Genomic DNA, 12,926 nt, shown 5'->3' on the forward strand with positions numbered 1-12,926 from the left:
GACGATAAGCGCCGCGGCGAGAATCCGCCGCTGTCTACTTCGTGTCGTTGTCGTTGGTGTTGGTCTTCGACGCTGGCTTTACCGCTGGCTTCGGGTGGACGGCCTCCGCGAACTTCTTCAGTGAAGAGTTGAAGTCATCGGAGATTTTCTTCAACGGCTTGGGCTGAGCGGTGGAAGTCGATGACGAACCGCCACCGGTCGTGTTGCCAGGGGAGAGCCGGTTGACGTTGTTGTTGTTCGGTGCTGGCGCGTTTGCCGGGTTCACCGCCGAAACCGAATTCGTCAACGAAGAAAGCCCAGGCAATTTGCCGATCTCTCCGAGAGGCTTGGTGACGAGCCTGGTCGGGTCGGTGATGTCCTGAACCGCCGTCGCGGTCCCGTCGCCCACTCCGTCCTGAGCGTCCTGCGCCAGGTCTCCGGCGTTCAAAGCCGACAGTGAGGAGAAGGGCTTCATCGGCCGTTCGATCCTTGGGTTCGCCGGAATTGCTTCGTGACCCTCGACTCCAAGCCCGTCGTTATATCCCGCATTCACCAAGTCGGTCATTGTCGGATCAATTGCGTCGGCGATGATGTCGCCGCCCGGGATGAGACGCAGTGGCCGGGTCAGAGGCAGGTTGTCCTCCTCCACGGTCACAAAGGTCGTGGTGCCGCCGACTGGCTGTCCAGGTATGCGATTTCCATTCTGGTCGAGGACAGGCTTGCCTTGATCGTCGACTTCGTAGTTGACAATCTGGCCATCCTTGACGATGTAGTGCCTACCGGGTTCCAGAGTCACGGGCGTGCCGTCCGTCTGGTGGAGCACTACCGGATCGCCCGGATTTTTCTGTGTGATGTCCAGCGCCCTGGATTCTGCTCCGTAATCGAATGCGTAGGCCGCCAGGCTGTTGCCCAGGGCGAAAGGATTGAGCGGATCGACGGGGGCATCGGAGTTGATGTTGTATTCATAGGCGACATCCAAGACGGGTCCGCCTACTGCAAGGTCGCTTGGCGTGGGATCCGCCGTCGTGAGAAGCAGAGGCGCGAAGGGGTAATAAGTAGTCCAGAAGCCTCCGCCGGCCCGGTTTGTGTTGTTATCAAGGATGACCAGGCCAATGTGGTCGCGATCAGCTTGGCTTAACTCGCTCAGTGCGGTCCCGGCTTGCCCGGCGCCCCAGCCGGAAGCGGTGACACCGGTCTTCGTCGGGTCAGTCCTGTGCGAAGCGATCGCATTCGCGATCCCTTGCGGACCTAACAGGAACGGCACCACCTGCTGCTGGCCGTAGACCTGGGTCCAGTCCGTCCCGTAATACGACGAGCCGGCGAAGAACTGCGACGTCGAATTGGCGGCCGACACCAGTGCCATCAGTTGCACGTCCGGCGCGACCGCGGCGGTTGTGCCCGTCATGACGGCGGTCGACAAGCCGGTGGCACTGATCGCCGCGGCTGCGAAACCGGTACTGCCGCGCTTCGCGACGGTCGATGCGACCCCCGAACGCTTGCGGTGCTTTCCAGACATGAGCCCCTCCGTAACCCCGACCTGATTGATGCTGCTGGTCACGAACGGCCCAGACGAGCAAACGTTAACACGCCGCAACATCCGCGGCCATCCATTACGCGCAAACTTCTAAAGGCGCGCTGGTTAACCCCGCAGCGGCGCGTAGGCGAACTCCCGCAGACCATCGCGCGGGTCTACGACAGCGTGAAAGCCCAGCAACTCCGCGGCACGCGCAGGGCTGGCCACAATGTGCCGGACGTCGCCGCTACGGTACTGGCCCGTCACCACCGGCGGCGCCTCCCCGCGCGCCTCGCACAACTCGGTCGCCACCTCGAGGATCGAAATCGGTTTGCCCGAACACACGTTGGCGGCGTGGAAGCCCGTGAGATCCGCTTCCACCGACGCCACATTCGCGGCGGCGACATCGTCGACGTGAACGAAGTCGCGCATCTGCCCACCGTCTTCGAAAACCCTTGGCACATCGCCCGCTTCAAGCTGTGAGCGGAAGATCGCCGCCACCCCTGAATACGGAGTGTCTCGCGGCATGTTCGGCCCGTACACGTTGTGATAACGCAGCGCGACCACCGAACCCCCGGTCGCCTCGGCCCACGCCAGCGCGTAGTTCTCCTGCGCCAGCTTGCTCGCCGCATACAGGCTGCGCGGCCGCAACGGCGCATCCTCGTCGACCAACTGCCACTGCAACTCTTCTGCCCCGATCGGACAGTGGTGCTCGAAGACGCCTGCATCCAGATCCGCCCGCGTACGTGGCAATGGGTCGACGATGCCGTGCCCGGCGCATCGGTACCTGCCCTGGCCGTACACCACCATCGACGACGCCAGCACCAGCCGCTGACAACCGCTGGCGAACATCTCCGCCAACAGGACCGCTGTGCCGAAATCGTTGTGGCTGCCATAGGACGGCGCGTCTGCCGCGTCCACCCCAGCACCCACCACCGCCGCCTGGTGGCACACCACGTCGATGCCGTCGAGCAGCGACGCCACAGTCGCCGCGTCGCGCACGTCCACCCGCTGCACTCCCTCTGGCGGCTCGGCGTTGACACCGTGTGCCGCCGCAAGCATCGCGTCAATGCCGACGACGTCGTGGCCCGCCTCGGCGAGCGCGGCTGCCACCCGTGACCCGATGAAACCGGCAGCGCCCGTCAGCAGCACCCTCATGGCAGTTCGAAGGGCAATTTCACACCCTCGTGCGCGAGGCAATGCGTGCACTGCCGTTCCTTGGCCACGTTGGCCGCGTTTTCTATGGCCTCATGCACCAATTTCCGAAACGGCACCAGGTTTCGCTCGAACTCGGCGAAGACGTCGACGGCGCGCACCCCTTCTCCGACCGAGACCCCGGCGTCTACATCAGTCACCAAAGCGATTGCGGCATAACAGATCTCGAGTTCGCGTGCGAGTACCGCCTCGGGATAGCCGGTCATGTTCACCAAGGTGAACCCAAGGCTTGCGAACCACTGGCTCTCGGCACGCGTCGAAAATCGCGGCCCCTGGACCACCACCATTGTCCCGCCGTCGACGACCCCGGGCAGCTCGGCGACCGCCGCTCGCAGCGTCGGACAGTACGGATCGGCGAACTCGACATGGATGCCGCCCGAATCGAAATACGTGTCCGCGCGCCCTCTCGTGCGGTCGACGAGCTGGTCGGGCACCACCATCGCGCCGGGACCCAGGTCGGGCGTCAGGCTGCCCACCGCGCACGGCCCGAAGATCCGCCGCACCCCCAGTGCGCGCAGCGCCCACATGTTGGCCCGATACGGCACCGTGTGCGGGGAGAACTCGTGGCTGACACCGTGGCGCGGCAAAAATGCCACTTCATGGTCACCGACCGTGCCCACGGTGATCGGTGCGCTCGGTTCGCCATACGGCGTGTCCAGATTGACGCTTCGCGCGTCCGGCCCGAAAAACGAGTAGAAACCGCTGCCGCCGATGACCCCGAGCATCACTCCATTGTGTCGTCGGTGCGCTCCTGCGCGCGGCGAACCCCTTCCCGAATCTCGAAGATGTCGGTGGCCAGGCCGCCGAATGCGCCGACCATGTCCCTCACGGCCGTGCTGATGATCCCCGCCACCTCGCCGACCGTCGTCGCGACAGACTGGATGGTCTCCTGGAGGGCGTCCTTGCGAATCTCGCCCTTGCTGAGTCGGTCTTCCATGGTTATCAGTCTTCGGCCGCGAGTCGACCGGAGACAATGTGTCTGTCGTCACTGCGCGCTTCTGCGGGGCGGCCATGACACGATGTCGTCCGTGGCAACTGTCGCGCAGTGGGTGGAGGGCGCCCGCCCGCGCACCCTGCCCAACGCCATCGCTCCTGTCATCGCCGGAACTGGCGCCGCGGCGTGGCTTGATGCCGCAGTGTGGTGGAAGGCATTGCTCGCGCTGGCGGTCGCCGTCGCGATGATCATCGGCGTCAACTACGCCAACGACTACTCCGACGGCGTCCGCGGCACCGACGACGTGCGTGCCGGACCTCTGCGTCTGGTCGGATCCCGCTTGGCCACACCACGTTCGGTGCTGACCGCCGCACTGGTGAGCTTTGGAGTCGCCGGGGCCTCCGGGCTGGCGCTGGCCATCGTGAGCGCGCCGTGGCTGATCGCCGTCGGCGGGGTGTGCATCGCGGGGGCGTGGCTCTATACCGGCGGCAAGAAGCCGTACGGGTACCTGGGGCTCGGTGAGGTCGCGGTGTTTGTGTTCTTCGGGCTGGTCGCGGTCCTCGGCACGCAGTACACGCAGGCGCTTCGGGTCGACTGGGTAGGCCTGGCCTTGGCGGTGGCCACCGGGTCGCTGTCGTCGGCGGTGCTGGTAGCCAACAATCTGCGCGACATCCCGACCGACAAGCAGGCCGACAAGATCACGCTGGCCGTGCGGCTCGGCGACCACCTCACCCGGCTGCTGTATTCGGCGCTGCTGGTGGTGGCGCTGGTCGTCACGCTGCTGCTGATGCTCGCCACCCCGTGGTGTGCGGTCGGGCTGATCGCGGCGCCGTTGGCCGTGCGGGCGGCGCGGCCCATCAACGGGGGCGCGGTTGGGACGGCGCTGATCCCCGTGCTGCGGGACACTGGGCTGACGATGCTGGTGTGGTCGGTGGCGGTGACGCTAGCGCTGGCGTACGGCTAGGTGACGCTGGTCGGCGCGTCGGTCAGCTTGATCAGCTGTACCTCCGGTCGTGCGGGAACCTCGTCGACGAGGAACCAGCGGAAGGCGAGATTGCCGCGCGGATAGTCCAGTGTGGTAAGCGAATTCGGATGCGTCGTCGTCCCACGCGATAGCACGATCGTCACGGAGCCGTCGGCGTTCGGCACTGCGGTGTGACCGTTGACCGAGCTGCGCGCGTCGCGGACGCCGGGTGTGGCCATGAACTGGTTCCACACCACCAGATTCCAGAAGCGGCACGTCGGCGGCCGGTGGGTGATAACGAGTGCCTCGTCTTCGTCGAGCACGAAACTGCCGTAGGCGTAGCACGCGTCGCGTGCCGACCAACCGAAGTTCGCATCGGGCACCTGATACGGATCGGCGAATTCGTTTGCGGCCTGGGCAATCTCATGGCCGAGCGTGTGCGCGTCGTCAACCCGCGCGCCGACGGCAAGGGGCACGATCGCGAACATGGTCCGCATCCAGGCCGCGCTCGCCCGTAGCGCGGCCGCGGTCCCTGTGTCGCTGTGGCGAAACGGATCGGGTTCCTCGAGCGCCTCGATCTGCCAGCTCACCGGGCGGCCGGTGGCCGGATCGGCCTGGTAGTCACGGGTCATCAACACGGCCGCGTCGGGCGTCGGACCCAAGTCGAACGAGAAGTTCCCGTCGGCGTCCAAGGCCCCGGAGCTGTCGAGCTCGTCGTCGCGAATGAGCGCCACGATGCGATCCGACCAGGCGCCCGGTGAGGGCTCGTTGTAGGCGGTCACGGAGAAGTAAACGCTGTCGCCCTTGTTGCCGCTGATGCGGTAGCGCCGCTTCGGGTCGACCGGACACATGAAGTAATACGCGTCGGTGTTGTCGCCGCCCCATCGGCGGTCCTGACGCGACGGTGAGTTGACCTCGATCCAGCGCGGACGGCTCGGATCGGGAAAGAGGTAGGTGTCGAACGCGACGCCCAACGTCGTCGCGAGCATCCGGTAACCGTCGGCGATGTGCCGGTCGTCGGCGACGGCGCGGTCGCCTTCCAGAAAGGATGCATCAAGGCCGCCAAGCGTTTCCAGCAATTCCCGCCACGCCTTCGTGGACTCGTGGATGGTCATGCGCTGATTCCCTTCATGATCAGGGCGGCCGTGCGCTCCACCCAGCCGTCGTCGAGTTCCTGATTGCGCGTGATGATGGCCATCAGCGTCATGCCGGCGATCGCCTCAACCAGATCGGCGGCCGTCACCCCCGGCCGGACGGCGCCACGATCCACCGCGTCCCCGAGCCAGGCGGTCATGCCTTCTGCGGTTACGTCGCCGAAGCGGCTGAGTAGCTTCGCATGCAGCGTCGGATCCGTGGCCATCTCCGCCAGCAGCCCCGGCATCGCCGCCCGCGCCGCGGCGGTGGTCAGCACGCTGGCAGTGCGTCGCACCATTTCTCGGACGTCGCCGTCCAACGACCCGGTGGCCACCAGCTCCGTCGTCTCGGAGATAGGGAACACCGCCTCGTGGACGAGATGCGCCTTGCTGGCCCAGCGACGGTAAATCGCGGGCTTGCTGGTACCCGCCCGTCGCGCGATGGCGTCGACCGACAGATCGGCATAGCCGGAAGTGCCCAACAGCTCGACGGTCGCCTGCAGCACCGAGTTGTCGATGCGCGGATCGCGAGGCCGGCCGAGGTCTGTTGTCATTACGAAACTCAGAGTAACATAAGTCGAACCGACGTGAGGAGGGCCGTGGATGTCCGGGAAAGTCGTCTACCTCGACGATCTCGCCGAGCCATGCTTTAGCCCCGAGGCGCAACAGATCCGCGACATGATGGCGATGATGGCGCCGGAATGCCCTCTCGACGCGGACGTGCTGCATGCGAAAGCCGTCGCCGAAACGGGACTGGATGATTTCGGACCCGACGACTACCGCGAGCGACTGAACGTGTATCTGACTGCACTACAGGAGATTACGGGCATGCAGCCCGTCGGTATAGTCAATCACCACGCGCAGATACTGCAATGGTTGAAGAACCGACTGCTGCTCACCGATCTTTTGGCGCGCCACCCCGAGATCCACGACATCGAACTCCAACCCCCGATCGTGATCGCGGGCCTGCCGCGAACCGGCACCACGCATCTGCACAACCTGCTCGCCGCGCCGCCGACGTTTCGCACCATGCCGTACTGGGAGAGCAACGAGCCGTTCCCGCTGCCGTCGGAGGCTGGGATCGAGCCCGACCCGCGACGCACGCGGATGGATGTCGCCGTGGGTGTGATGAACATCGTGATGCCGCACTTCCCGCTCATGCATGAGATGACGGCCGACCATGTTCACGAGGAAATCCAGCTGCTGGCCAACGACTTCTCGACGATGCTCTTCGAGACCCTGGCGCATGTCCCGCGCTGGCGCGACTACTACATGGCGCACGACCAGACTCCTCATTACGAATACCTCGAGACTCAGCTCAGGGCGATGCAGTTCCTGCGCGGCGGCAGGCGCTGGCTGCTCAAATCGCCGCAACATCTGGAACAGCTGCCGGTGCTAGACCGCGTGTTCCCCGGCGTCTTCGTGATTTTCACCCACCGTGACCCCGCACCCGTCGCGCTGTCGATGCTGGCGATGATCACCTACACCGCACGCATGTACTGCGAACCGGTGCCGGTCAACGAGATCGCGGTGACCTGGGTCGAGCGCTTGGCGGTAATGCTCGGCGCGCTGGTCCGCGACCGCGACACCATTCCGTCGCAGCGGTCGATCGACGTGCGCTTTGACGAGTTCATGTCCGACGAGCAGGCCGTCGTCTCCGCGGTGTACGACAAGGCCGGGGAGGTGCTCGACGGCGACGCCCGCGCTGCGGTCGCCGAGTACCTGGCCGCTCATCAGAGGGGCCGGCTCGGCACCGTAGCGACCTCACCCGAGATGTTCGGCCTGCACGAGCGCGCCCTGCGGGACCCCTTCGCCGCCTATGTCGCGCGCTTTCTATCCTGACGAGCTAACCGGTTGAGGTTCCGGTCCAGTATTCGGCGAAGCGGTCACCGCGCAGCCGCAGGATGTCGTTGCCGGTGAAGGACATCGGGCCCTCTGCAGACCGGCCCGCGCCCTTCCACCGGCCGAACACCATGTCGCCGTCCACGAACGGTCCCAGCTCGATGTCAAAGGTCAAGTCCGACAGCATGTTCCGCGTCTCGGCAATGATCTCCTGCAACTGCTGCGGGCCGCGGACCTCACGGTTGGGCCAGTGCCCGACGAAATCATCGGTGACTATCTCAGCCGCGACGGGCTTGCCCGCCGCCCACAGCTCGGTGATCCAACGCTCGTACAGCGCCTTTGGTGAGGTCATGGCCGGTTACTACCCACAGCCGGGGCCTGGTAATCAGCGGGCGGGTGTGCCGACCTGCGACCCCGGGTACCCAACACCGTTCTCACCGCGAAAGGCAGCAATGACCGCAGCATCAACCAAGCTCGACCCGCGCGACATCGCCGAGGCGCAGCGCATCGTCGGCGCCGTCGGCGACGCCTTCTCGGCGAAGGTGGTCGGCCAGCAGAACCTGCGCGAGTCGCTGCTGATCGGACTGCTCGCCGGGGGTCACATCCTGATCGAAAGCGTGCCCGGCCTGGCCAAGACGACGGCGGCACGCGTCATCGCCGAATCGATCCACGGCGGCTTCCAACGCATTCAGTGCACACCAGACCTGCTGCCCAGCGACATCATCGGCACGCAGGTATACGAGGCGGCGACCAACAGCTTCGTCACCCAGCTCGGGCCCGTACACACCAACATCGTGCTGCTCGACGAGATCAACCGCTCGAGCGCCAAGACCCAGAGCGCGATGCTCGAAGCGATGGAGGAGCGCCAAACCACCATCGCGGGCACCGTCTATCCGATCCCCGAGCCGTTTCTGGTCATCGCCACCCAGAATCCCGTCGACCAGGAGGGCACCTATCCGCTGTCGGAGGCGCAGACCGACCGCTTCATGCTCAAGGACGTCCTGTCCTATCCGTCAGCTGACGAAGAGGTCGAGGTGATGGACCGGATGGACGCCGGGCTCTACGACAAGGACCACCGCACCCGCCCCGTCGTCGACCTTGACGACGTGCGCCGGCTGCAGGCCATCGTGCGACACGTCTACATGGATCGCGCGCTGCGCCGTTACGCCAGCGAGCTCGTCGCCGTGACCCGCGCACCCGACGAGGTCCTGCCCCGCCAGCTCGCCCGGCTCGTCGAGTACGGCGCCAGCCCGCGGGCGACCATCACGTTCGTGAAATCCGCTCGCGCGCTTGCTTTGTTGTCGGGTCGCGCCCACGTCATTCCCGACGACGTCGCCGCGCTGGCACACCGGGTCCTGCGACACCGGCTGATCCTCGGCTTTGAGGCGGCGAGCAACGGGGTGACCCCCGAGGTCATCATCGACGCTGTGCTGCAAGCGGTTCGGGTGCCGTAGAGGTCAACGGTGGGCAAGCATCTCAACAGGGCGAGGTCGCATTTCGGAACCGATACTCGCGGCCTCCTCGAAGGCGGCCGTTATGCGTTGCTGCACAGTCGGAGTCTGGAATTCGACGACCTGCGCCCCTACGTGCGGGGTGACGACGTCCGCGACATCGACTGGAAGGCATCGGCGCGCTCGGGCAACGTATTGATCAAACGCTTCGTCGACGAGAAGCACCACAAGATCCTTCTCGTCGCCGACGCCGGCCGCAACATGACCGCACAGGCGCCGAGCGGCGAAGCGAAAATCGATGTGGCCGCGAATATTCTGGGCGCGTTCGGTCTGATCACACTAGGCCGGGCCGATCAGATCGGCATGGTGTACGGCGACGGCCGCGGCAGTGTGAACATCCGGCAGGGTCGCGGCGAAACCCACATCGAGTCCATGCTGCACCGGTTCTACGGCCATGTCCTGGCCAAGCCCGGACCCAGCGATATCTGCTGCCAGCTGGAGTACGTGGCCACCCATTATCGCCACTCGATGCTCATCGTCGTCGTATCCGACGAACCCGACGTGGACGATCGTCTCGCCGACGTGGTGCGCCGGCTCGCGGGCCGTCACGACGTCATGTGGGCGATGGTTGCCGACGCGCCCGCGATCGGCACACCGGACGCCGTCGGCGACGGATTCGACGTTGCGACTGGCCGTTTCGTCCTGGGCGGTGCCAACTTGAGCCCGCGCATCGTCACGGCCTATCGGCGTGCCGAACAACAGCGGCGGCGCGAACTCAAGGAGTTCATGACCGCGCATGCGGTCCCGAACACCACCATCGGTGGCAGCCGGCAGATCCGCTCCCGACTCATCGAGATGACCCAGGTCTTCTCGGCCTCTTCACGTGCGGGGGTGGCGACCCGTGCCGGATGACGTGCTGCGGTTCATCATCGGGCCGATGCCGTATTCGCCGTGGTGGCTGTGGTGCGGGCTGGCTCTGCTCGCCGCGGTAAGCGCCTGGTGTGTCGGGGTGATCGTCTGGACACTTCCGACGTCCCAGCTGCGGACGATTCCCTGGATCCGATCTCTGCACGCGAAGTTGCTGCGGCGCAAGTTCTCTCGCGCCATCCGGGCGATCGATAACCGGTATCGTGCCGGTGAACTGACACCCGCCGAGGCCAGCCATCAGATGAGCAGGACGCTGCGCGCCTTCCTGCACCAGGCGACCGGCGTGCCCGCGCAGTACATGCACGTCGGGGAAATCAGGTGCAGCGAGTTGGCGGAGGCGGCGCCGCTGTTCTCTGCGCTCAACGACGCCCGGTTCAACACCGCATCACCGGTCGAGATCAGCCAGGCCGGTTCCGCCGCCGAGGAGTTGATCCGCACGTGGCCCTGACGTGGTGGCCCGTCGCACTCGCCGGGATCGTCTGCCTCGCAGCGGCCGTAGCCCTGGCGTTCCTGCTTCCCATGGAGGCGGCCCGGCGTCAGCTGCGGCGGCTGGCGAACTCGTCGCGGTTGACGCGACTGCCTGAGTATGCCCGGATGGCCCGCGCAAGGCTGCTTTCGATGCTCGTCGCCGTGGTTCTGCTCGCGGTGTTGTTCGGCGCCGCGACTGTGGCCGGCGCCCGGCCGAGCGGATGGTGGTGGTCGAACGCGGCCTCCGACGCCCCACAGGACATCATGCTGTGCGTCGGTCAGCCGGTGACCGAACCATCGACGGGCACCTTCCTCACGTACTTCGCCGGTCAGGCGAGAACGTATGGCACGCAACGCATTGGTCTGACCTCCACCAACCGTCGCGTGATCCCGATGACCCGCGACTACCAGTACGTGGCGGGCAAGCTCGGGGCCCTCGCCAGGCTCTCACGGGTGCAGGATGATCAAAATGATGATGCCACCGCCACCTTCGTCCCTGCGGTGTCATACATCGACTACGCGGCCAGTGCCGAGGACGTGCTGGCGTTGTGCATTACCGGATTCCCGTCGTTCGATGCGAAGAGCCCACACCGTCGCTCGCTGATCTACTTCGGCCCCGGGCAGCTGCGCGCTCCGGAGGAAACGCGGCGATCGCTGTTCACCGCCGATCAGGTCACGAGCATGGCCGGAAAGGCAGGCATCCAGATCAACGTGCTCAACCCGTCGAGCCGCACCGCAGGGGCACTTCCGTCGATCGCTAAAACCTCCGGCGGTCAGTACTTTTCGCTGGAGGACCGCGAGGATCAGCTGACCAATGATCTCAACACGATCGCGAGCAAGCCTCCTGCCGCGTCGGCGCCCGCCGAGCAGACCGCGACCGGCTGGTTCGGCGATGCGCCTGCCGTACCGCTGACGGTCGCCACGGTTGCGGCCGTTCTGCTGTGCCTGTCGCTGGTGGTGTTGCGGCGATGACGTTCCAGCCCGTCGTTCCATGGATCGCACTGGCGGTGGTCGCTGTCGCGGTCATCGCGTTGCGGTTGCTCACGATGCGGCGTCTGCATGCCACCGCTGGCGCGCGATGGTCCACCGTGTGGCGGTGGTCGGGGCTGACACTGGCCGTTTTGTTGATCCTCATCGCTGCGGCCCGGCCGGGGATCGAGCACGAAGAGCGGGCCGGTGTCACGGCGCCCCGATCGGCGCAGAACACCAACGTCATCTTCGTCGTCGACCGGTCGCCGGATTCCGCGATCGAGGATTTCGCCGACCGGCAATCGCGAATGTCGGGGATTCGCAACGACATCGAGGCGTTGATCGACCAATACCCGAAGGCCCGGTTTGCGATGATCTCGTTCGCGTCGCGCGCCTCGCTGGACTGGCCGTTGTCCGAGGACGCGTGGAGCCTGAAGCCAGTAGTGGCGCGCATCGCACCCTATCCGGCCGGCGAGACCGACGAGGACGTCAACGCCGCGGCCGCCGCCAACGTGCTGCGCTACCAGTTGATCGCGGCCGGTCAGCAGTATCCGGAGTCGCAGAGCCTGGTGTTCTACTTCGGTTCCGGCGCACCGGGATCCCGCGCACCGCAGGGCGAGTTCGACCGGTCACCCTTTATCGACGGCGGCGCGGTCTTCGGCTACGGGGCAGCGCAGAACCAGCCCGGCTTGCGCAGGATTGCCGAGCAGTTGGGCGTGCCCTATGTCAATCGCGACGACGGCGGATCGATCACTGAATCCGCCCCGGCAGCCGGCGGTGAGAAGTCGATCACCGCCGCGACGGCATCCGGGGTTGCCGATCGCACCGAGCTGTACTGGCTGTTCACGCTCGTCGCTGCGGTGCTGCTGCTGTTCGAGCTGTTCGCCAGCATCCGCGATGTCCGGCGCACTCGGCTGGCAAGACGGGACGTGGCGGTATGAGCGCGCGCAGGCCGTCGCGGTTGTCGTTGAGGTGGCGGCTGCTGGCGTTCTCGGCGCCGGTGATTCTGATAGCGCTGATCGCCGCCGCCAAGATGATTTCGGTTGTGATAGCCGGAAATTCGGCCGCGGCGAATTTCCGCGACGGCGACACGGGTGCGCTGCAGACCGACACCGCGGTGCTGAACGTGCTGAACGTGATCGAACCCGCGAGGGCGCCGTTCGCTTCAGGCACTCTCGCGGTCCTGCAGGGGCGCCTCGATGAGGCCGAGGCGCGGTTCTCTGAAGCGCTGTCACGGACCGACCCCGCACAGTCGTGTCCCGTGTTGGTGAACCTCGAGCTGGTCCGCGAACGACGCGGCGATATCGACGGCTGGGAAGGCCGCCCCGATCAGGCCCGCGAGCGGTACCGCAGCGCCCTGGACCTCGTCGCCCACGCTCCCGAGGGGTGCTTCGAGAACAACACCGACCCCGACCTGGAGCGGCGGGCAGTTCGACACGACACCGTCGCCCGGCTGCAGGCCAAGGTCGCCGGTCTCGACAATGCGCCGCCACCTCAACGACAACCGCGACGGCCTGCGCGCGCTCATACC

Annotated in this window: 15 protein-coding genes; 8 read left to right on the forward strand and 7 right to left on the reverse strand. The window is 65.9% G+C overall.

Annotated features, from left to right (window positions below; translation table 11 throughout):
• Positions 1-34: 34 nt before the first annotated feature.
• The 4 genes from A5651_RS14355 to A5651_RS14370 form a co-directional block, all read right to left on the reverse strand.
• Positions 35-1,495 (reverse strand): PE-PPE domain-containing protein, encoded by a 1,461-nt coding sequence (locus tag A5651_RS14355; RefSeq protein WP_082943772.1) that lies wholly within the window; start codon positions 1,493-1,495, stop codon positions 35-37.
• Positions 1,496-1,618: 123 nt separating this feature from the next.
• Positions 1,619-2,650, reverse strand: coding sequence for an NAD(P)-dependent oxidoreductase (locus A5651_RS14360; RefSeq protein ID WP_066981683.1), 1,032 nt, complete (start codon positions 2,648-2,650; stop codon positions 1,619-1,621).
• A complete protein-coding gene (locus A5651_RS14365) occupies positions 2,647-3,435 on the reverse strand; it encodes an S-methyl-5'-thioadenosine phosphorylase (RefSeq protein ID WP_197496619.1) in 789 nt (262 codons plus the stop codon). Before A5651_RS14365 ends, A5651_RS14360 begins: the two co-directional genes overlap by 4 nt.
• The gene (locus tag A5651_RS14370) at positions 3,432-3,644 is read right to left on the reverse strand and encodes a hypothetical protein (protein WP_066981686.1); all 213 of its coding nucleotides are present in this window, start codon (positions 3,642-3,644) and stop codon (positions 3,432-3,434) included. The genes A5651_RS14365 and A5651_RS14370 overlap by 4 nt, the downstream gene beginning before the upstream one ends.
• Before the next feature lie 91 nt (positions 3,645-3,735).
• Here A5651_RS14370 and A5651_RS14375 point away from each other — a divergent pair, with 91 nt between their 5' ends.
• Complete coding sequence (locus tag A5651_RS14375; RefSeq protein ID WP_066981747.1) at positions 3,736-4,605, forward strand: 1,4-dihydroxy-2-naphthoate polyprenyltransferase; 870 nt, start codon at positions 3,736-3,738, stop codon at positions 4,603-4,605.
• On the opposite strand, the gene A5651_RS14380 is transcribed toward A5651_RS14375, so the two are convergent.
• Positions 4,602-5,720 carry a DUF1214 domain-containing protein gene (locus A5651_RS14380; RefSeq protein WP_066981690.1) on the reverse strand — a complete coding sequence of 373 codons (1,119 nt, stop codon included), beginning with the start codon at positions 5,718-5,720 and terminating at the stop codon, positions 4,602-4,604. The two genes, A5651_RS14375 and A5651_RS14380, sit on opposite strands and share 4 nt — an antisense overlap.
• Entirely contained in the window at positions 5,717-6,292 is a 576-nt protein-coding gene (locus A5651_RS14385; protein ID WP_066981694.1) for a TetR/AcrR family transcriptional regulator, read from the reverse strand. The genes A5651_RS14380 and A5651_RS14385 overlap by 4 nt, the downstream gene beginning before the upstream one ends.
• Before the next feature lie 49 nt (positions 6,293-6,341).
• Between A5651_RS14385 and A5651_RS14390 the strand changes: the two genes are divergently transcribed.
• Positions 6,342-7,580 carry a sulfotransferase gene (locus A5651_RS14390; protein WP_066981698.1) on the forward strand — a complete coding sequence of 413 codons (1,239 nt, stop codon included), beginning with the start codon at positions 6,342-6,344 and terminating at the stop codon, positions 7,578-7,580.
• A gap of 4 nt (positions 7,581-7,584) precedes the next feature.
• Here A5651_RS14390 and A5651_RS14395 read toward each other — a convergent pair whose 3' ends face one another.
• The gene (locus A5651_RS14395) at positions 7,585-7,932 is read right to left on the reverse strand and encodes an ester cyclase (protein ID WP_066981701.1); all 348 of its coding nucleotides are present in this window, start codon (positions 7,930-7,932) and stop codon (positions 7,585-7,587) included.
• Between the two features lie 100 nt (positions 7,933-8,032).
• On the opposite strand from A5651_RS14395, the gene A5651_RS14400 reads away from it, so the two are divergent.
• From A5651_RS14400 to A5651_RS14425, 6 genes are all read left to right on the forward strand, one after another.
• Entirely contained in the window at positions 8,033-9,034 is a 1,002-nt protein-coding gene (locus A5651_RS14400; RefSeq protein ID WP_066981704.1) for a MoxR family ATPase, read from the forward strand.
• A gap of 9 nt (positions 9,035-9,043) precedes the next feature.
• Positions 9,044-9,943, forward strand: a complete 900-nt coding sequence (locus A5651_RS14405) for a DUF58 domain-containing protein (RefSeq protein WP_066981707.1) — start codon at positions 9,044-9,046, stop codon at positions 9,941-9,943.
• Positions 9,933-10,406, forward strand: coding sequence for a hypothetical protein (locus tag A5651_RS14410; protein WP_066981750.1), 474 nt, complete (start codon positions 9,933-9,935; stop codon positions 10,404-10,406). The genes A5651_RS14405 and A5651_RS14410 overlap by 11 nt, the downstream gene beginning before the upstream one ends.
• The gene (locus A5651_RS14415) at positions 10,397-11,398 is read left to right on the forward strand and encodes a hypothetical protein (RefSeq protein ID WP_066981710.1); all 1,002 of its coding nucleotides are present in this window, start codon (positions 10,397-10,399) and stop codon (positions 11,396-11,398) included. Before A5651_RS14410 ends, A5651_RS14415 begins: the two co-directional genes overlap by 10 nt.
• Positions 11,395-12,336, forward strand: a complete 942-nt coding sequence (locus A5651_RS14420) for a hypothetical protein (protein WP_066981713.1) — start codon at positions 11,395-11,397, stop codon at positions 12,334-12,336. Before A5651_RS14415 ends, A5651_RS14420 begins: the two co-directional genes overlap by 4 nt.
• Positions 12,333-12,926 (forward strand): hypothetical protein (locus A5651_RS14425; RefSeq protein WP_066981718.1); only part of this gene is annotated, 594 nt, incomplete at its 3' end. The genes A5651_RS14420 and A5651_RS14425, both read left to right, overlap by 4 nt.

Origin of the sequence: Mycobacterium sp. 1274761.0, assembly GCF_001668615.1 — a bacterium.
Taxonomy (GTDB): Bacteria; Actinomycetota; Actinomycetes; order Mycobacteriales; family Mycobacteriaceae; genus Mycobacterium.